General features: G+C 65.9%; 18 protein-coding genes, 1 tRNA gene and 1 pseudogene. 10 read left to right on the top strand and 10 right to left on the bottom strand.

Annotated features, from left to right (window positions below; all coding sequences use genetic code 11):
* The first annotated feature begins 149 nt into the window (after positions 1-149).
* On the top strand, positions 150-1,136 hold the full coding sequence (locus tag EV644_RS16915; protein WP_132189217.1) for a helix-turn-helix domain-containing protein: 987 nt from the start codon (positions 150-152) through the stop codon (positions 1,134-1,136).
* Positions 1,137-1,147: 11 nt separating this feature from the next.
* The gene (locus tag EV644_RS16910; protein WP_132189216.1) at positions 1,148-2,458 is read left to right on the top strand and encodes a hypothetical protein; all 1,311 of its coding nucleotides are present in this window, start codon (positions 1,148-1,150) and stop codon (positions 2,456-2,458) included.
* A 271-nt stretch (positions 2,459-2,729) separates the two neighbouring features.
* On the opposite strand, the gene EV644_RS16905 is transcribed toward EV644_RS16910, so the two are convergent.
* Entirely contained in the window at positions 2,730-3,167 is a 438-nt protein-coding gene (locus EV644_RS16905) for a cyclic nucleotide-binding domain-containing protein (RefSeq protein ID WP_132189215.1), read from the bottom strand.
* 549 nt (positions 3,168-3,716) lie between these two features.
* On the opposite strand from EV644_RS16905, the gene EV644_RS16900 reads away from it, so the two are divergent.
* Positions 3,717-4,691, top strand: coding sequence for a PLP-dependent cysteine synthase family protein (locus EV644_RS16900; protein WP_132189214.1), 975 nt, complete (start codon positions 3,717-3,719; stop codon positions 4,689-4,691).
* Between the two features lie 36 nt (positions 4,692-4,727).
* Here EV644_RS16900 and EV644_RS16895 read toward each other — a convergent pair whose 3' ends face one another.
* From EV644_RS16895 to EV644_RS16885, 3 genes are all read right to left on the bottom strand, one after another.
* Positions 4,728-5,894 carry a PIG-L family deacetylase gene (locus EV644_RS16895; RefSeq protein WP_158292846.1) on the bottom strand — a complete coding sequence of 389 codons (1,167 nt, stop codon included), beginning with the start codon at positions 5,892-5,894 and terminating at the stop codon, positions 4,728-4,730.
* 431 nt (positions 5,895-6,325) lie between these two features.
* The gene (locus tag EV644_RS16890; RefSeq protein WP_199239860.1) at positions 6,326-6,985 is read right to left on the bottom strand and encodes a DUF2652 domain-containing protein; all 660 of its coding nucleotides are present in this window, start codon (positions 6,983-6,985) and stop codon (positions 6,326-6,328) included.
* A 149-nt stretch (positions 6,986-7,134) separates the two neighbouring features.
* Positions 7,135-8,820: an MFS transporter gene (locus tag EV644_RS16885; protein WP_158292845.1), complete on the bottom strand. Its 1,686-nt coding sequence runs from the start codon at positions 8,818-8,820 to the stop codon at positions 7,135-7,137.
* A gap of 491 nt (positions 8,821-9,311) precedes the next feature.
* Here EV644_RS16885 and EV644_RS44570 point away from each other — a divergent pair, with 491 nt between their 5' ends.
* Both EV644_RS44570 and EV644_RS44565 read left to right on the top strand, forming a co-directional pair.
* A complete protein-coding gene (locus EV644_RS44570; RefSeq protein WP_158292844.1) occupies positions 9,312-10,037 on the top strand; it encodes a hypothetical protein in 726 nt (241 codons plus the stop codon).
* Positions 10,034-10,588, top strand: a complete 555-nt coding sequence (locus EV644_RS44565; RefSeq protein ID WP_158292843.1) for an adenylate/guanylate cyclase domain-containing protein — start codon at positions 10,034-10,036, stop codon at positions 10,586-10,588. Before EV644_RS44570 ends, EV644_RS44565 begins: the two co-directional genes overlap by 4 nt.
* 115 nt (positions 10,589-10,703) lie before the next feature.
* Here EV644_RS44565 and EV644_RS16875 read toward each other — a convergent pair whose 3' ends face one another.
* Positions 10,704-11,621: a redoxin domain-containing protein gene (locus EV644_RS16875; protein ID WP_158292842.1), complete on the bottom strand. Its 918-nt coding sequence runs from the start codon at positions 11,619-11,621 to the stop codon at positions 10,704-10,706.
* 631 nt (positions 11,622-12,252) lie between these two features.
* On the opposite strand from EV644_RS16875, the pseudogene EV644_RS16870 reads away from it, so the two are divergent.
* A pseudogene (locus EV644_RS16870) lies at positions 12,253-12,642 on the top strand (IS701 family transposase); the annotation flags it as partial.
* Positions 12,629-12,904 carry an amidase family protein gene (locus tag EV644_RS47765; protein WP_132189208.1) on the top strand — a complete coding sequence of 92 codons (276 nt, stop codon included), beginning with the start codon at positions 12,629-12,631 and terminating at the stop codon, positions 12,902-12,904. The pseudogene EV644_RS16870 and the gene EV644_RS47765, both read left to right, overlap by 14 nt.
* Positions 12,905-12,928: 24 nt before the next feature.
* Here EV644_RS47765 and EV644_RS44560 read toward each other — a convergent pair.
* From EV644_RS44560 to EV644_RS16845, 5 genes are all read right to left on the bottom strand, one after another.
* Positions 12,929-13,018 (bottom strand) — tRNA-Gly (locus EV644_RS44560).
* Positions 13,019-13,213: 195 nt separating this feature from the next.
* Complete coding sequence (locus tag EV644_RS16860) at positions 13,214-13,516, bottom strand: hypothetical protein (protein ID WP_132189207.1); 303 nt, start codon at positions 13,514-13,516, stop codon at positions 13,214-13,216.
* Positions 13,517-14,078: 562 nt separating this feature from the next.
* A complete protein-coding gene (locus EV644_RS16855) occupies positions 14,079-14,552 on the bottom strand; it encodes a YcxB family protein (protein ID WP_132189206.1) in 474 nt (157 codons plus the stop codon).
* Between the two features lie 333 nt (positions 14,553-14,885).
* Positions 14,886-15,113 (bottom strand): hypothetical protein, encoded by a 228-nt coding sequence (locus EV644_RS16850; protein WP_132189205.1) that lies wholly within the window; start codon positions 15,111-15,113, stop codon positions 14,886-14,888.
* 733 nt (positions 15,114-15,846) lie between these two features.
* Entirely contained in the window at positions 15,847-16,098 is a 252-nt protein-coding gene (locus EV644_RS16845; RefSeq protein WP_132189204.1) for a hypothetical protein, read from the bottom strand.
* Positions 16,099-16,724: 626 nt separating this feature from the next.
* Here EV644_RS16845 and EV644_RS16840 point away from each other — a divergent pair.
* Genes EV644_RS16840 through EV644_RS16830 form a run of 3 tightly spaced genes read left to right on the top strand, consistent with a single transcriptional unit; the run spans position 16,725 to position 19,731 of the window.
* Positions 16,725-18,284 (top strand): replication initiator, encoded by a 1,560-nt coding sequence (locus EV644_RS16840; RefSeq protein WP_199239859.1) that lies wholly within the window; start codon positions 16,725-16,727, stop codon positions 18,282-18,284.
* Between the two features lie 29 nt (positions 18,285-18,313).
* Positions 18,314-18,511: a helix-turn-helix transcriptional regulator gene (locus tag EV644_RS16835; protein ID WP_132189203.1), complete on the top strand. Its 198-nt coding sequence runs from the start codon at positions 18,314-18,316 to the stop codon at positions 18,509-18,511.
* Positions 18,512-18,513: 2 nt separating this feature from the next.
* Positions 18,514-19,731: a tyrosine-type recombinase/integrase gene (locus EV644_RS16830; protein ID WP_132189202.1), complete on the top strand. Its 1,218-nt coding sequence runs from the start codon at positions 18,514-18,516 to the stop codon at positions 19,729-19,731.
* Positions 19,732-19,734: the final 3 nt, after the last annotated feature.

Below are 19,734 nucleotides of genomic sequence, written 5' to 3'. Positions count from 1 at the left end.
GGGAGACGCCGGGTTGGATGTCGGCGCCCGCGAGCCAGAGTGCCCGAGGCGCTGGTTCGTCGGGAAGAATGCCAGGGCGGCGGATATTTGCCATGGCGGAGGTGCGCCATCAGCCAAGTGGAGCGACAGAGCGGGCGAAAGGAGCGAGTGTGGAAGCGCTCGCAGCGTTGGGACTGAGTCCCCTGGAGGCAAAGCTCTACCGCGCGCTCGTCGGTCTGGGCGGGACGGGCGTCGATGACCTGGCCCATCGATGCCGGCTTTCCAGCGCGGAGGTCGGGGGCAGTCTGGTGGCGCTGGAGGGGCAGGGTTTGGTGGCGCAGTCGGCCGCCACCCCGGGCCGCTGGGTGGCGGCACCACCGGGAATAGCGCTGCGGGCTCTGGTCAACGATCGACGCCACGAGCTGGAGCAAGCCGAGCTCGTGGCCGCGCGGCTGGCCGAGGTACACCGCACCGATGCCGCGGGCAACGTCCATGATCTGGTCGAGGTCGTCGTCGGGGCCAGCGCTGTCGGTCAGCGGTTCCACCAGCTGCAGCTGGGCGCCGTCCAGGAGGTGTGCGTGCTCGTCACCGACGAGCCCACGGCTGTGCCGGCGACGGAGAACCAGGCCGAGGACATTGCAGCGGCCCGCGGCATTCGCTATCGGATCGTGCTCGAGCGCGACGTGCTCGAACAGACGTCGCAGACCGAGCTGGTGGCGGTGATGCGCCGCAACGAAGAGGTGCGTGTCAGCGACCGCGTCCCCACCAAGCTCGTGATTGCGGATCGTCGCACCGCGATGGTTCCACTCGACGCGGACTCCCCGGACCCGGCGGCCCTGGTCATCCACTCGACCGGCCTCGTGCAGTCCCTCCTGTCGCTCTTCGACTTCGTCTGGCGTGACGCCTGGCCACTGATGTTCGCCTCCCCCGATGTCGACGAGGTCGTGCAGGCACCGCCCGGGCCCGATGAGTTCGACATCCAGGTGCTCTCGCTTCTCATCGCCGGCGCTTCTGATGCCTCGGTCGCGCGGCAGCTCGATGTCGGGCTGCGCACCGTCCAGCGCCGGGTTCGTTCGCTCATGGATGCCACCGGCGCCAGCAGCCGGATCCAGCTGGGCTGGGCGGCATACGAGAAAGGCTGGCTGCGCCGACCCTGACGCCACGCGACGTGGCGAACATTGTGGCCCGCCTCGTGAGCCCAGGTCCGGGCGGCGAGCACATCCGGCTCAGGAACAGGCTGCCGGGCACGTATGCCGTCGTCGTCGGTGGCACGGACGTCCCGTCGGGGACGACGCAGTTCGACTACCACGAGCGGCTCTTCTCGCGCGGCATCGGCACGGTCGCCGTCGACAGCAGCCAGCCCCAGCTACTCCCGCCGGGCCAGCGGCTGCCGATCAAGGCCACGGTCACGGTGGCAGCCGAGCCGATGAACGACGAGGGCCTCGTCGCCATGGTGCCGGTCGCGAACGACCACGGCACGACCATCGGCTACGCCGACGTCCTCGTAACGTCGGTCAGCACGCCCGACGGCACGGTGCTGGCCAACATGACCGCAATGGTGGGTGCGGACATGAACAACGCCGGCGTCATGGTGGGTGACAAGCAGATCTCCGCCAGGACCAAGCCCATCCGATGGACGCGGGACGGCGGCGTCGAACCGCTGCCGATCGGTGACACCGGACGCGCGGGAACGGCATACGACGTCAACGAGACCGGCGAGATAGCAGGCGAGATCACCCTGACCACGGGGAAGCTCGTGCCCGCCCTGTGGAAGGCGGACGGGTCCCTCACCTCGATCGGAGTGCCGACCTGGCGGGCGTACACCTCGGCCCGGGCCTCGGCCCTCAACGACGCCGGCCAGGTCGTCGGCGACGCGCGCCTGCTGGTCACCGTCAACGGCGTCGGCCACACATGGGACGAGGGATACGTCTGGTCTGCCACTGACGGCTTCCGGCAGCTGCCGCATCTCACGGACGACACGTCGGAGACGCTGCCACACGCCATCAACGACGCCGGCTGGGTCGTCGGCAGCTCGAAGATCAACGGCACCAAGCACGCCGTGATGTGGAGTCCGGAGGGCACGATCGAAGACCTCGGAGTACTGCCCGGAATGGGTGACTCGGACGCCACGGCGATCAGCCAGAACGGCACCGTGGTCGGCGCCAGCGGTGACGACGCCTTCGTCTGGACCCGCGCCGGCGGCATGCATCGGCTGGCCGACTACGGCTTCGACGCGGGCGCTGTCAAGGTGACCGCTGACGGATGGGTCCTCGGCAGCGCCGAGGTGCAGCCGCGCGACTCGGTCCCGGTCGTGTGGGACCCCCAGGGTCGCGTCTACGACGTGACGCGGATGGTCGATCCTGGGACCATCTACCCGCTGCAGCCGATGACCATCAACGACAAGCACGAGGTCGTGGTGTACGGCTACGTCGGTTCGGCGTCAGGTGAGGTGCTGATGCAGCTGCCGTCCTTGCCCTGAACCGGTCAGGAGCGGGGCGGGGTGGCCCACGGCGGCCGTCCCGTCCCGCTCCTGCGTGGACCACGTAGGTGTGCGGGCCGCGCAGCTCCATGCTCACGGGAGAAGCTCAACTCGTGTTGGACCTCGTCGGCCGTCTCACCCGGACGGCCCATCGTCGCCGCGATGACCGCTAGCGGGCAGTCGACCTTATGGATCCGCCGCGACGACGTCTGTTCAACCACGCACACACGATGTGTAAGCGTGCGGCGATCAACCGAGGGCTGGCGGCAGGCTACTCCACGGCACGGCTGCGAAAACGCTCCAGCTCTGACACCGGTAGGCGTGTCCCGGCGGCTTTGAGCAGCGAGACGACATCCTGCGTGCGCCGGTCGAGCCGTTCCGCGAGCACGAAGGCCATATCGGCCACGATTGCCGTTGCGAGGCGTTCGTGGCGGGCGAGGCGGCCACGAACATCGTCCGCACGCCACTTGATCATTCGCACCGGAGAGTTCGCTCTGGCTGTAGCAGTACGAGAGGCGGATGGCACGAACACCGAGAGTTCGCCGAGAACCGACCCGGGGCCGAGCGTCGCGAGGATCCGGCCCTGTTTGAGGACCTCGACAGTTCCTTCGAGAATGGCTGCGACGCCGTCTGCTGGGTCGCCTTCTTCAAAGAGCGTCGAGCCGGCTGCCGCGTCGCTCATCGTGGTCTCTCGGATGAGCTGGTCCATGTCCTCGTCAACGACGAGTCGAAACGGGCACACGTCTCGAATCGCTGCTGATCGCTCCGCATTCAAGCGCGTTCTCCGTGAGTGTCGATGGGATCGGCGAGAACGATCCTAGGACGCGAGGGCAGGGTCGTTAGGCACCACCTTAGCCCTGATCCTTCATGAGATGGACGTTGCGTCAACTGGCCGGCTTCGCGTGCTCTTGGGCGACGGTTGAGGGTGATTCCGGACCACCGCCTTGGAGATGGCTGCGTGGATCGGTCGCGCCGCCGGACCCGCTCTCCGCGGGCGGATGCGCGCCGACAAGACATCACCGGGGCCGAGCCGGTCCGCGAATGCGCCCGACGTGTGCAGCCTGACATGCGCCACGGCCTGGTCGCTACCGCGTCCCACCTGCACTCGGACCGTGCTGTTACCGTTCAAGTCGCGAGTTCGCTCCTGGCTCGAGGATCCGTCGCGTCAAGAACGTCAGAATCCCTGCCAGGAGGGTGAGCATCCGCGGATGCTCACCCTCGAGTGGCCTCAGTCCCGTGGAGGATCAGGGTTGGGATCATGGGTCGACAGGAGGCGGTGATGGGTCGAGGTCAATCGAGGTTCATCGAGCGTGCGTCATGGCTGTTGCGGCTTCCACTCGAAACTCCAACCATCCCGTTCGAGGATGTGCGGACCGGATGCACTCTCTGGTTGAAACTCGACTACCTGCTGCCAAGCGGATGCACCAAGGATCGGATGGCGACGAACATCGTCGCGTATGCGATCGCATCGGGCGAAGTGTCTCCCTCCACCGTCGTGGTCGAGGCGTCGAGCGGGTCGACCTCGATCGCGTTGAGCATGGTCTGCGCCACCGTCGGTGTGCCGTTCCGGGCGTACATGCCCAAGACAGTCAGCGGAGAGCGGGTCTTGATGATCCGCCGGCTCGGTGGCGATGTGGTTCTCACCCCTGCTGGACAGGGCATGGATGGAGCGGTCGCCGCATTGCTCCACGACTCAGGAACAGAGGCGGACCTGTACGCCGCCCGGCAGTTCGAGAATCCGCGCAACGTGTTCGCGCATCAGCACTCGACCGGGCCCGAGCTCATCCAACAGGTCGGCGTGCGGCTTGACGGCTTTGTCGCCGGTGTAGGCACTGGCGGCACGTTGATGGGCGTGGCGCACGCGCTGCGGGATCACGGCTACGACACGATCATCGCTCGAGCGATGCCGACTGCGACGTTCACTGCGGAGGGCGACCCAGAGGTCGTCGGGGGGATACCGGGCATCGTCGAGGGCATGAGCAAGCTCATCGACCCTGACGCCGTTGGACTCGAGGACCCGGTGCTGGTCCCGGAGCCGGAGGCAATGGCTACAGCGCGCGAGTTCGGTCGTCGCGGCTTGGGCATTGGCCCGTCGAGCGGGCTCAACATCGCCGCAGCGCGGCGGCTTGCCGCCCGCCTTGGCCCCGGGCACCACGTGGGCACAATTCTGCCAGACCGTATGGAGCGGTACTTCTCAACTGCCTTGTTCGACGACGTGACAGCGGAGCTTTAGCGCGCTCGCGGACACGACGTCGCGGGGTGCTCTGGCCTACTCGTCGAGGAGCGAACTGTGGAGTTCCCGCTCCGGCAAGACCTGGACGAAGTACTCAACGCCGAACATCTCTCGGAGGATCGGATCGGCGAACATGCTCGGATCGATTGGATACTGAGTGCGATGTGCGGCCGTGGCGCGGATCTTGTGGCCGACGAAGTCGGAGACGTCGATGCACGTGCTCACTCTGGCGTCGATCTGATCGCCTGACGGAAGCGATCTGGTCACGACAGGCTGGGCCTGCTCCGCCGATCCGTCGATAGGGACGGGGTCAGATGCTAAGAACGTCAGGCTTGTGACGTCATCCAGGGCAACCACATGTGCGTTGCGGGGCTGGCCCGTGGCGATGCCCTCTTCTCCGATGAACTCCCCCGGGCCCGACCGGTCGACCACTCGCACACGACCGTCCTCGCCCTCTCGCCGGATCTCCACCTGACCGGACAGAAGGAAGTACATCATCGTTGCGGCCTCGCCCTGTTCGATGAGGTAGGAGCCGGATGGAAACCATTCGACATTGACGAAATCGCCCGCATATCCGAGCGCGGTCGCCTCGCGCGAGAAGACCCACAGTGCGCGCACGAATTCGTTCGTGCCTTTGAAGCGGGTTGCCAGCTCGACGACCCACTCGGCCAGGCGGTTGCGCAGTAGCATCCTGCTTCGCGGCGGGTGGCAATGGAAGAGTCGGATCGATTTGGCGGATCGCCTTTCGTAGCAGGCCGCGGTGACCGCCGCGCCTACTGCTATGTGGTCCGGATGACCGGAGAATCCGTCAGGCCCGAACGTGACCACCACATCGGGATCGATCTCGCTGAGCAGCTCCGACGCGAGCTTGACCAGGATCTGACTGTCGATTTCGGAGAGCCCGCCATCTGGATAATCGAGACATCTCGTCTCGGTGAGCCCGAGCTCCTTTCCTGCCGCATCAAGTTCCTTCTCCCGAACTGCTCTCAAGGTCGCCCGGGTCGCCGCGCTCGCGTCCCTGATCTGGCCGGCTCCGCCCTTGGTAAGCGAGATCACGCGGACCTCGGCGCCGGCACTCGCGTACTTGGCGAAGGTGCCGCCGGCGCAGAGGGTCTCGTCATCGGGATGGGCGAAGATTCCCAACACACGCGGAGGCTGCCGACTGGAAGCGTTCACGGAGGTGTTGTGCGCCACGATCACCATCGAATCTTCTCGTAGGTTTGACCTGCACCTGTGGATCGGCCACCTGGTCGATGGCGCGCAGTAACTTCCTCGCCGGAGCAAACGAGCGAGCACCCCCGTTGGCGCGCCGGTGAGGAAGGTGACGCCGATGTTGAGGGTAGTGGCCGACGACGCACGGGGCGAGGCCGACGGCATTTGGATGAGATCGTAACTGAGGGTGCCGGCGGATGTCGGCCGCGGCGTTGGCGGCCGAGGTCGACATGTACCTGGCCGGCCCGGCCAGTGAGCGGGACCAGCGCGGGCACCGGCAACGCCCTCAAATGCCGCTGTCAGTTCGCGCTCCAGCCGAGGTCCGAATGGCGTGCCTCCTCGAGTGGAAGGCGCGGGCGCAGCGATCCGGTCGGCTCGACTGCCCACCAGTTGGTTCTGCCGGACCACCCACTTGGCAGACGTCAGAAAGCGGAGGCGGTACGACGTCGGCGGCGTAGGCCCAGCATGTGCGGCAGGCCGGAGCCGGCGACGGCCAGGGTCCTCCCGACGCGTCCGAGCAAGGATTGTTCCGGCAGGGGAGGGAGTGCACCCGGGACGCCCGCCAAGTTGACGAAGTACGCCCGAACCGGGCCGATCCCTTCGAGGTTCTGAGACACCTCGTGCGCTGGACCAGGCATCGGGGTGTTTGCGGTGTGGTAGAGCTCATCGGAGAGGAGCAGGTACTCGGGGACCTTGACAGGGTTCTTCAGCAGCCGATGGACGAGGATGACGTCGATCCCGACGAGCTTGCGCCGCTGCCTGATGGTCTGGGTGGCGACCTCGCCGATGTGCGCGACGAACTTGAGCTTCAGGTTGTTCGCCTGGCTGCAACTGTTGCACGGGCAAAGGTTGGTCGCGACATAGTGCCGCTCGAGGTGGAACGCCCGGTGCATGGCCATTGCGGCCTGGAGAGTCAGGGCGACCGTTGCGTCACTGTCCAACGTGTCGGCCTGACGAGCGAGAAAGGCTGCGTCGCCTTCGATTTCGATCAGGTCGAAGTCGGGCACGGCATCGATCACCTTCTCCAGAAGCCGCGCGGTGTTGACCTCGGCATGAGCAAGGCTCATTCGATGGGATCGCATGTACTCGGTGTAGCCGCCGATGTCGGCGATAAGGAGAAGCGAACGCCCAGACGTCATACAAGACCGTACCAACACCCCGGACTATCAACGTGTCGTCAAACGCATTCGGGAACCGCTCCTAGACCAGCCCGCGGGAATCTGAGCTCCGGCTATTGAGGCGGTTGCTCAGGGTCGTCACGGGGCGTGAAGCGGTCGAGCATCGAGTCAACCACCACCCCCGCCTCGCGGGCGCTCGGCGTGTAGCCGAGCACGACCGGGAGGAAGTGGTCGGAGCGCAGCGCCTTCAGTCGGAGCTCGCTGGTGGCTCGGACGGTGGCGGTCCGGCGGATCCGCCGGAGCAGGGCGATCTCTCCGAACCCCAGCCCCGGACCGAGCGTTGCCACGACCTGTCCGTCCCCGATCACATCGGCCTCGCCCGACTCGATCACGAAGTAGCGGTCCCCGACATCGCCCTGATGGAAGACGTCGTGACCAGCGGGCACGTCCACCGGTTCCAGGCCGCGAGCGAGCTGCTCGATGGCGGGCAGGGGCAGGACGTTCAACATGGCCACCCTGTGCAACAAGTCGATGTCGTCATCTCGCACGCCGATGGACCGGTCCATTCCTCGCAGCCGTTGCCATGACGCCACGGCAAGGACAGGACATAGCAGACCGACAGTCACGAGCGCAGGACGTACGCCGGCCCCGTCGACCACCAGCGAGGCGACCAGCGCTCCGACCCCGATGGACAGGGCGACCAAGCTCTCCAGCACTCCGAAGACCCGCGCCAGCACTTCGTCCGCGGCTAGTCTGGCCAGCAGCGTGAAACCTCCGAGATCGATCAGCGAGTTCCCGACGCCGACACAGGCCAGCAGGCCCAACGCCGCGATCTGTTGTGGGAAGACGCCGATCAGCGTGACCGGGATACCCCAGAGGGCCACCCCAACGGCGAACCACGCGCCGAGGCGCCGAGTGCCGACCAGCAACGAAGCGGCGAGTGAACCTAGGACCGCACCCGCCCCGATGGCAGCGGTGAGGATGCCCACGCCCGGTTCGCCGGTCCGCAGCAGTTCGATGGCGACCACCACGTTGAGTACGGTCAGCGCCCCTCGGGTGAATGACTGCGCCGCCGCAAGGCCCATGATGAGTGCAAGGTCGCGGCTCCGGCTGACGACTCGAATGCCTTCGGCGGCCGACCTCATCCAGCTGGTCTCTCTCGGGGCAGCCGGCCGCGGAGGTGCGTCGTAGTTCAGCCGCAACAGCAAGGCTGCAGCCCACAACGAGGCGCCCGCAGCCACAGCGAACACGACGGTCACGCCGGTGAACTGCAGCAGCAACGCTGCCAGTAGCGGACCTATGAACGTCGCGGCGGCGTCCAGCAGCCCACGGACCACATTGGCGCTGGCGAGCTCGTATCCGGTATGGCAGAGCGACGGGAGTAATGCGGAGTGCGCGGGTCGGTAGAGCGTGGCAGCGATGGTCGACAACACCGCCAGCACATACACGATCTGCAGCGGTCCGCCCACGCCCACGACGACCGCAGCCGCACCCGTGGCGACACCACGCAGCACGGAGACCAGGATCAGTACGCGCTCCCTGCGGCCCTTGTCGGCCAGCGGCGACAACAGGGGGGTCAGCATCGCGGACGGGGCCATGCGAAGGAGTCCCACCAGCCCGACGGCTGTCGCACCACCGTCCCGGTAAGCCACGATCCCGAGCCCCACGGTGAACGCCCACTCCGCCGTCCAGGCTCCGAGGAAGCTGAGCTGGGCGCGCCGTAGGTTGGGGTTCCGGGCGTTGCTGGTGAACGCGCCCGCGGCATTGCCCAGCCTGCCCCGGAGTCCCTTACCCGCCATCCGGCGACGATACCGTTCTGTGCCGAGCATCGCGCGACGCAAACGCATTCACATGACGCGATCAGCGCGTTCAAGCCGGCGCAGATCAGTTGTCGGACGACAGTCGCACCTCAGTCGACGTAGGACAGACCCGGAGTCCGCGACACTGCCGAGTTGGCCTCTTGATCATCAAGGGGCCGCTCGAATGGCCGGCCACAACGTCCCACGTCGAGAGCGCTTCGCGTCCCTACGGGATCGGCAAGCCGACTCTTGGCATGGATCGCGCTCGCCTGGGGTGGCAGCTATTAGGGGGACGGAGCAAGGATGACCACGATCTCCCTCTTGGCGGCGAGGTGAAAGGCGCACGGCTGGAATTCAGCCCGAGGGAGTTCGTGGAGCCCGCTGTCGATCTGCGGTATTCGCCGAAGTGCCCGGCCCAGATGGCCCCCGCCCTGACTGCCGATACCTGTTCGGAGGATGTCGCCAGGGGATTGCGCGCATACGATCCTCAGGTGACCGGGTCCTGGCTCCAGGCTGGCGTCCACGGGCGTGGCCCGGGGCGGGCTGTCGTCCGCGGGTTGGAGCGGCTGGCCGATCTCGGCGCTCGCCCGGAGAACACCCACGACGAGCGGCTCCGACAGGGCACGCTCATCTTCTCGTCGCTGCTGATCACGGCGATCTCCACGATCTGGGTGACCACGTACCTCGCCTACGGCGACCCGGTCTCGGCGGCGATCCCAGGCTTCTACCAGGTGATCACCGTCATCGGGCTGGCCGTCCTGGCCCGGACGCGGCGTTTCGCCACGTTCCGCAACACGCAGCTGCTGGCGTTCCTGGTGCTGCCGGCTTTGCTGCAGGTCTCGCTCGGCGGCTTCGTGGCCTCGAGCGCGATGGTCCTCTGGACGGTCTTCGCGCCACTGGCGGCGCTCGCGTTGCTCGGTATCCGGCGCTCCGTGCCGTGGCTGGTGGCGGTCTTCGTCGAGTTGGCCGCGCTCGCCCTGGTCGATTCCCGACTCGCACAATCCCCGTCGGCGCTGCCACTCGGCTTCGTGGTCACGTTCTTGGTACTGAACATCGCCGGCGTCATGGTGAGCGCGTACGTCATGCTCAGCTACTTCGTGGAGCAGCGGGAACGAGCCCATCGGGACCTCCGGGCCGAGCGGGAGCGTTCGGAGCGGCTCCTGCTCAACGTATTGCCGGAGCCGATCGCCGAGCGCCTCAAGACAGAGCCAGGGTGATCGCGGAACACTACGACGCGGTGAGCGTGCTCTTCGCCGACATCGTCGGCTTCACGGCGCGATCGGCGGTGATGGCGGCGGCGGACGTCGTGAAGCTGCTGGACCAGGTGTTCTCCGCGTTCGACCGCATCGCCGATGCCGAGGGGGTCGAGAAGATCAAGACGATCGGCGACGCGTACATGCTGGCCGGCGGCCTGCCGAAGCCGCGGCCGGACCACCTCGCAGCGGTCGCCCGTACCGCGCTCGCGCTGCGCGACGAGGTCGCCCGGATCGCAGCCCAGCCCGGGCAGGACTGGCTCGCGGTCCGGATAGGAATCGACTCGGGACCGGTGGTGGCCGGCGTGATCGGCCGGCGCAAGTTCATCTACGACCTCTGGGGCGACACCGTGAACACTGCGAGCCGGATGGAGTCCCACGGCCCACCCGGCGAGATCCAGGTCACGGGACGGGTGGCCGCCGCCCTCGGCCCGGAGTTCGCCGTACGTCCGCGCGGCACCATCGAGGTCAAGGGAAAGGGCCCGATGCAGACCTTCCTCCTTGACCGGCCCTAGCGCCGGCCGACGGCACAGCATTCCTGGAGCGGGGTGGCAGCTAAAGCTGTGCACTGGCATCCGCTCAGCAGCGGACGCGCGGTTTAGGAAGCCGCTTCCCTCCGATGCAGGCCATTCACCGGAGGGCGGCGAGGCTCTGGGTCAGTTCCTGCTCGGTCGGCACGCGGTTGTAGGAGGCAACGATTGTGCTGTCAGCGCGAACGAAGGCGAAACTCGCCAGCGCGAAGAGGCCGTTCACAGTCGGGGTGTCTTCGTGGGCGAGGGGGAGTGTGAGGCCGGGGACAGCCAGTGGGTACCCGGGCTTTCCCAGGCTCCCCTCCTGGACTGCGAGCACTCGCGGCTTCGTGCCGTTGCCACTCAGGGTTTGCAGTTTCAGCAACGCTTCCCGGTGGCCGGGGAACGCATCACCGCTCTCGTCAAAGGCCAGGTCCGACGGGAAGAACGCGAGTACGAACGGTTGGCCGGCAAGATCCTTCAGTCCGATCCGACCGCCTTTGACCAACTCCAGTGTGAAGTCGGGTGCTTGCTTGGACTTCCCGGACGCCGGATGCTCGGCCGCGACGACTACCGACCGCGCGCCAGGCGGTGGTTCGGTCGAAAACGTCGTCGCGGTGATCGCGGGGTTGAGCACCAGTTTCTCTGCCACCATGAGTGGATGCCGCAGCAGGATACCGGTGGCCTGATCGAACCAGACCTCACTCGTGGCGGGGGCACCCGGCTCGGGACTCGGCTCCACGCACCGATATCCGGCCGCGGCCCGGCCGATGATGGTCTTCGTGGTCTTGAGATCGGTACATCCTGAGGACTGTGTTGTCGACCAGATGAGGCTGGCCCAGGACATCACACCCTGAACCTCGTCCGGGTGCTCACCCGGAGCCTCGTAGACGGTGTACGGCGGCTCGTTCGACTGAGAGAACACCAAAACGCGATTGCCATCCCAGGTTGTGAGGTACTCCTCGCCGACAACCGTGGCCTCCGGATCCCCGTAGATCGATATCTTGAGCCGAACCTTGCTGCCGCCGTCGGTGATCACGTGGTAGCGCGTCACCTGTGGTCCGCCCTCGTCGGTGTCGAACTTCTGCAGGTACTGGACCTCGATCGGCTGCGGCCCGCGAACCGTCGCACTGGCCGTCGCCCCACTCGTCGGGAATCGAGTAGCCGACGTGCCGGCTCCGGGATCGGACCCGCAGCCGACCAGGAGCATCACCGAGACCGCTGTCCACCACACGCAGACCTGACGACTTGCCATCTGACCGTCCCCCACACCGCGGCGACCGGCCGTCCCCACACCCCTCGATGACCGAGGCCCACCGTGTCCCCAGACCGGTCAACTTAACCGTGGCAGCCCAGCCTCAGATGGTCAAGGGAATCGCAGTTGGCCGTTGATGACGAACACCAAACGACTGACGCGCCTAAATGAAACGCTTTTTAGTTTGGCGACAGGACAGGGAATGTGCACTACTTCCACCTGTGCGAATCCGCCTCCGATTGACAGGCGTGCCCTAGTACTCCAGCCGTAGTTCGTGATCTGGCGGTGTGGCGGTCCCGGACGTAGCGCAGCCACCGGTTGATGATCTCGGGTTGTGTGGACTCAAGACGGTCGCGCGGTGGCTGCGTGCCATAGCGTAGACCCTGATCGGTGGCGGCGTGGTTTCGACGAGTTGGTGGGGCGGATCGCGTCGCAGTTCGTCCAGGTTGAGCCGCGTCGGCGGGCCGGGTTGTTCCTGCTGGGGTTGCTGGCCGGGTTGCCGCGGGTGAACTGCTGGACGATCGCCGAGCACGCCGGTGAGGCGTCCCCGGACGGCATGCAGCATCTGCTGGCTCGGGCGGTGTGGGACGCCGACGCTGTGCGTGACGACCTGCGGACTTACGTGGTGGATCATCTCGGTGACCCGGGCGCGGTGCTGGTGGTCGATGAGACCGGCGAACTGAAGAAGGGCGTCCACACGGTCGGGGTGCAGCGCCAGTACACCGGGACCGCGGGCCGGATCGAGAACGCACAGGTCGGGGTCTACCTGGTGTGTGCCGCCACGGGTGGGCATGGGCGGTTCGATCCGCCTCCCTGCGGCGTACTGCGAGGTCTACGGCCTCAAGCCCACCAACGGGTCGTTCCGCTCGACGACTTCCAGCCGCCCGGACCTCCTGCGCCCGGGTCGAGGGCTGGCCGGAGGACGTGAACCTGTCGACCAACTGGAGGCCTCCGGCTCTCCAGCGTCAGTTGATTCGAGTTCGCGTCACGAACCGTGTCACGCGGCGGTGGGGCACCCACGCGGGCCGCTACGAAGGCATCAGACCTTCCGCCGCAACACTTCGTAGGAGCTGCGTGGGTCCGTTGGTACGTGGTAGGCCCCGTCGGACTCGAACCGACAAACCGCGGATTGGGAATCCACACCTGCAGTTGATGCGCGTCGATCGCCGATATCGCCGCCTGAGCTGGGAACTCTCACACAGTGTAGTTGTTGCCATTCGCCGTCATGTTGCGGTGTTTCGTATCCAAAGAGGTGGCCAAAGAGGTGGGCCTCAGTCCTCACTACTTGCCGTGTTTCCCGCGTCCGTTGCGCAGATACCGCCGCCGCGACAGGACGCATATGGGGACCGGCAGCCTGATCCAGCGATACCTCACGCCTACGTATCAGTGCGGCGGGCTGTCTCCTTGGCTCTGATGAAGGCAAACACGAAGCAGCCGATTGCGAATAGAGCCGGGGGGCCACTTAGTGCAGCCAGCCCGGTCGCGAAGGATTGTCCGTTGTTCAACTGGTCAGTGGGCATGCTGGTGCGTATGTCACGGGGGTCGATTGTGACCTGGATGGGCTGCCCGACCGTGGCGCCGAGCTGGCTGCTTTCGGCAAAATCCACATCGATTAGCCGGCCATCTGGCAGGGCGGCGCGAACGCCAAGCGACTGCTTCGATCTGTTGTACTCGGTCACCTCGGTTACGGTGGCCGTAACATGCTGGCCTCTCGCTCTAAGGATTGCCCGAGCGTCGTACTCGTCGATGACGTTGCTCATGAATGCACCGGCCAGTGCAAGTGCGGCAGCCCCGACGAAGACCGGGACCAACCACCCGCGTCGCCAAGCTCGGAGCAACCAATGCATGAGGCTAAGTGTGGCCGATCCTGCGAGGACTCGCGTCACTGACCAACGGTTACGTATGAAGCACCTGGGCAGTCCTCCGGATCGCCGATCGACCCCTGACTCTTCCTGCCATGGGCGGGGGTCGCATTGAGGGCCTACTGGGGACGCGCCGGCCACCCTGGTTGCGCAGCCGACGGCCGAACGAACGGCGTTAGGGACTCGGACCCCGTACCCGCTGATAATCGGGCTGATCTACTCGATGCTGCTCCTTGTTGCCCGAAAGCCCTTTATTTCTAGGGCATCCGCCGCGTGGCGGTGGTTCGTCGCTGCTGCTCGTTCCCGGACGTTACCCGTCGAATCCCGACCCGTAAGTCGTGCCGCGTCACCGCCCGGCTCTGTGCTGGGCTCACCCACACTAGGCCGTGGTCCGCGGCTGCTCGTCCTTGATCAGCCGGTGTTGGGCGAGCACCTCTCGGACGGCCTGCCTGTCCACGGGGGTGAGTGCGTGCTTAGGCACGTGCAGGACTCCACCGCCGGGAAAGCGCATGATCCAGTGCCGTTTGGTCTCCCTGCAGTGGGTAATCCCGTCCCAGGCGACATCGAGATTGGTGAGGCGTGTACGGATGTTGATGCCTTCGTCGGAGAGGACGTAGCTGTACGTCCGCCCATACTTCCGCGAACTCAGATGCATGAAGATGCCGCGCGACTCAGGTGCGAGGCCGGCCAACACTGCGACCAGGATGTATGGGGTGGGGAGGTCGAAGGCGATGACCCAGACGAGGTATCCGACGCCGACCAGCCGGAAAAGCCAAGCCACTGGGGGCGATTGGCGCCTCGAGTTACGCATCCGATCCCAGACGTTCACTTCGACGACGGCGCTGATGTTCATCGGTACCTCCTCCCTGCCGCAGGTGTGCCCGCGAAGACTAGCGCGACTGTGGTCGACGGGCGAGAGGATCCGTCCCGTGCGGCAGCGCAGCGAGGTTCAAGTTCGCCCATCCCCTATCCGTTGGAGTTCGCTGTAGTTCATCTCAGGCTCCTACTCCGACTGCTGTACCTCGGGGGACACCTGCGGATCTGGATGAACTGCAACTGCGGCTGCAACTACCAGCCGGCCTGGCGGCCTTGGTCCTCGCGCAATCACCTTACTGACAACCACCGCCCCACAAGACACAGCGACCCCCGAGCAAACCCTCGGAGGGCCGCTACGTTGGAAGTGCGACTACTTGAGGACGATGCTGATCTGTTCGCCCACCGAACCGTCCGGGAAGGTCACCGTCCGACGCACCGTCCCCGGCGGCAGCACGGCAACAGTCTCGTCCGGCGGTGTGACCGGGATCATCACCGGGTTGCCGTCCTGATCGAGCACCGTTCGACCGTCCTTGTCAGCGAGCGGTGCCAGCGGGCCGGGCAGGTTCGGCTCGGGTGGCTCCTGTCGATCCGACGACACACCAACCACCTCCATCCGGGACGTGTTTGCCGGTGAACCGATCAGCGCAGCTTCGGCGCCACGCATTGCCGCCTTGGCATGAGTGTGCAGTCGCGTCGCTGCACCGTCCAGCGTCTGGCTATCCGGGCTCTACTTGGTGATGTACCTGAGCGACACCGGTTGCCAGCGGTAAGGCGGTCCGGCAGCCCTCCGACACTTCTTCTCCCGTTGCTCTACGACCTACTGCTGCACCGGACAGGAGAAGCCCTCGCCGACGAATCGGAAAGGGCCTCCGATCTGGGTGGAGCTGAGGGGATTCGAACCCCTGGCCTCCTCGTTGCGAACTCGGGGCAACACAGTCACAGTCGGTTATTCCAGGCTTTGCTGAGGTCGTGGCTGGTATACCGTGGCCGGTCCCGGTTGCTCCGGTTGCTGCACTTTACTGCTGCACCCACAGAGCGCGAGATACTAGCGCTGTTTGACACCCACGTGTCAAGCGGATCCGTCACGGCGCGTGGTTTACGTGGATGGGCCGGCTTCGAACTCCTGCGGCATTTTCACGTGCAGATCTCGGTAAACCCCAGCGACCTCAGCGCGAGCGGCTTGAACCATACGGATCGCCTCGACGGTGGCGGTGACAGCTGCTTGGCGGCGCGTGTTGGTCGGGTCCGCATCATCGGACTCCGTCAGGGCGAGTTCTTTGATTCGGCCGGTCAGTTGGGCGTTGCTGTTGGCCCAGGCGAAGAGGGCATCTCTAAGGCTCTGCTGGGAGGCCGGGCTCGACCGCCTCGATGAGGCCGGCGTTCAATAGTTGCGCGACGTCGGGAGGGTTCACGTTGGGGGGTAGCAGCATCCCCTTGGTCACATGGACTTCCCTGACAAGCCACTCGGTCTCGGATGGAAGAGTCCACGCCGGTCGGACATGCGGGATCTCCTCGGGTGCCAGCATGTGGCGTGGATAGAGCATGATGGATGCCGCCGTGACCCGGTATCGGGTGTCAGCCATGGTTCCTCAACTCCTCGGGACGCACCATAGATCGCCGATACACCGGCGCGATATCGAGTGCAACCAGCTGACAGTTACGTGTCAAGGGCGCGGGCAGTCCTCCCGCATCGCCCCGATAGCTGCCGACCTTAGGTTCGGGTCGGTGCGGGTCAGGGGGCGAGCTTGCTCGATCGCGGAGCGACGCCGGAGGCGCCCTTGACGCGTGCCGGGCCGAACCGCACTTCCCATCATCGCTAGCGGGGCGATGCGGGAGCCAACGGTCAGATGGCAAACCACCTCAGCAGCGGACATGGTTTGCCGGCCTCCGTGCTGTCGTCCTCGGCGAAACCACCGTCGGCCGCTACTGCGTCGGCTGCGGCTACCACCTCTTCGGCACCCCAGCACTCGAACCAGCTCCGGCCGGCATCGCGTGACACGTAACTGTCAACCGCAAGTCCTTCCGGTCAGCTCCCCCGTAGCGCCCCAGACCTACGACCGACCGGAAGAACTCGCGGCCCGACGCCTGGCTCCCTGACACCAGCGGCGCCCGTCTGGATCCGCTCGAGATCGGAGCCAGCCGATCCCACCTCAGTGCCCACCACCGACCGCTCGAAACGTCACCCGCCAGTCTCGAAAGGAGGCCGAACATGACCACCGCCCGCGCCAACACCCAAGACGTCCTGAGCGGCCTCGAAGGGCTAGCACAGGCCACCGGGAACACCCGCCCAGCCGTCGACCCCGGCAAGCGCTACAACGCCGCCTCAGGGCTCGAAGAAGCCATCCACCGCGCCGCCACCACCGCCGACTACGACGCCTGGCTCGACCACACCGCCTCGGCCGCCGGATGCTCCCGCCCGATCCAACTCCGCGGCGAGTCGCACATCGTGTCCGAACGCACCGGCCGGATCATCTCCACCCGCCACACCGACCAGATGCCAGACGGCGTCATCTACAAAGCCTGCGGCAACCGCCGCGCCGCCGTCTGCCCCTCCTGCGCCGGGACCTACCGAGGCGACACCTACCAACTCGTCCTCGCAGGCCTCACCGGAGGCAAAGGCATCCCCACGACCGTCCAGCAACACCCGTGCGCGTTCGTCACCTTCACCGCACCCTCCTTCGGGCCCGTCCACTCCGCCCGCAAGACCCGCGGCCACGACGGGCAACTCCGCAACCAGATCTGCCGGCCACGCCGCAAACCCGACCCGTGCCCCCACGGCATCGACCAACGCTGCACCCAGATCCACCGCGACGGCGAGAAGATCCTCGGCACCCCGCTGTGCCTGGACTGCTACGACCACGACCACCAGGTCGTCTGGAACGTCCTGTCCGGCGAACTGTGGCGCCGCACCATGGACCGCGCCAAAGACACCCTCCGCGCCTGGGCCAAGAAACACCGCGTCACCCTCAAACTGTCCTACGGCAAGGTCGCCGAAATGCAGGCCCGCGGCGTCGCCCACTTCCACGCCCTCATCCGCCTCGACGGCACCAACCCCCTCGACCCCAAGCTCCTGGTCGTGCCCCACCTCGCAGCCGACTTCACCCTGCTGGCCGCGGCCATCAGGCACGCCGTCGAAACCACCCGCTTCCGGTCCCTGCCGCACCCCGACAACCCCGACGGGTGGCTCATCCAATGGGGCCAGCAACTCGACGTGAAACCCGTCCGGCAAGCCGTCGACGGTGTCATCACCGAAACCGCCGTGGCCGGATACCTCGCGAAGTACGCCACCAAAGGCGCCGAGGCCAGCGGCCACTCATCGGCACGGCTCACCAACGCGACCGTCAACCGGTACGCCACCCGGCACACCCATGCCGGCCGACTGGTCGACGCGTGCTGGCGGCTCGGACGCCCCGGTTCCGACCTCGACGAAGCCGAAGCCGCGAAGAACTCCGGACGCCTGTCCTACCGCCGCTTGCAGCGGTGGGCGCACATGCTCGGCTTCGGCGGCCACTTCTCCACCAAGTCCCGCCAGTACTCCACCACCCTCAAAGCGCTGCGAGAGGCACGGGCGAACTGGCGACGCGACCGGCACCGCACCGTCGAACACACCGGCGACACCGAAACCACCCTCATCGTTGGCAACTTCACCTACGCCAACACCGGCTGGCGCACCATCGGCGACGCACTCCTCGCCAACACCGCCGCCGCCAAAGCACGTGAACACCGACGGCTCGTTAAGGACCTGATTGCCGAGATCAACGAGGACTGACACCTAACTGTCAACGAAGGAGGAGTGAAGTGTCTGTACCGAAGCATCGTGATGAACGGCTCTGGAGCATCGAGGACTTGTCTGAGTTCCTCGGCATCCCGGTGCCGACTCTGTATCGCTGGCGAACGACCGGGTACGGACCCAAGGGCGTCCGGATCGGCAGATACGTGCGCTATGAGCGGGAAGTCGTTCACCGCTGGCTCAAGTCGCTGGAAGGAGCTGTTTAGGCATGCCCCGCCAGCCACTCTCGATCGGCACTTGGGGTCTCATCAGGACGCACGAGATCACCGATGCCAATGGGCGTAAGGCGTACCGAGCTATCACCAACTTTCGCGACTTCAATGGCAAGCTTGTTCGTGTCGAACGTCGAGGGAAGACCAAGGGTGCCGCGAGGTCGAGTCTCCAGAGCGCACTCAGTGAGCGCGCCAAGATGGGCAAGGCCGGCACTTGGACACCGAGTCATCGGTTCAGTGAGATTGCCGATGAATGGGTCCGGGAGATCGAGGAACTGGTGCGGGACGGATCTCGTTCGCCGGGCACAGTTCAGAGCTACAAGTCCGTTCTGGAAAAGCATGTCCGTCCTGCCTTGGGGGAGTTGAGGCTCGCGGAGGTGACCACGGCGCGGGTCGATACCTTCATCCGCAAGGTCAAGACGGACACGGGCGTGCCGACGGCGAAACTGTGCAGGAGCGTGACATCTGGGGTGATGGGTCTCGCCGTTCGGAGCGGGCCGATCGCCGTCAACCCCGTGCGTGAGATCCGCCGCATCGAGAGACCCCGTCAGAAGAAGCTGGCCCGGTCGTTGACCGTCGAAGAGGTGGAACTCTGGCTCCAGGCGGTTTCGGAAAACGAGCGTGCGATCAGAAAGGACATCCCCGATTTGAGCATCTTCATGCTCGGCACCGGGGTTCGAATCGGTGAAGCCCTCGCTCTTACCTGGAGCGAGGTCGACCTGTCGGTAGGGATGGTCGAGATCGAATGGACGATCAGTCGAATCACGGGCCAGGGCCTCGTGCGCCGGCCAACCAAGTCTGAAGCGGGGGAGCGGTCGCTTGGTCTTCCTCAGCGAGTCCGCGACATGTTGAGCCGTCGATTCGATGCGGGGGTGAAACTCGATTGGCCTGTGTTCCCAGACAGCGTCGGCGGGTTTCGCGACCCCACCAATACCTTGCGAGAACTGCGGAAGGTCAGGGCGGAGGTGGCGTCCCTGGAGTGGGTCAAGTCACACAATTTCCGGAAGACGCTGGCGACGATCCTGGACGACGCGGGCCAGAGCGCTCGTCAGATCGCTGATCATCTCGGCCACAGTCGAGTCTCGATGACGCAGGACGGGTATCTCGGCCGCAAGATCCGGAATCCGCAGGTGGTCGAGGCGATGGATGCGGTGTTCGGCAAGGCTGTGGAGGGTCAGCCGGACAGCGAAAAAGGTGGCAAAGGTGTGGGCTGAGTG

This window comes from Kribbella orskensis (assembly GCF_004342085.1).
Classification (GTDB): domain Bacteria; phylum Actinomycetota; class Actinomycetes; order Propionibacteriales; family Kribbellaceae; genus Kribbella; species Kribbella orskensis.
The sequence above is the reverse complement of the archived record's forward strand: the minus strand, read 5'-3'. Positions and strand labels throughout refer to the sequence as shown.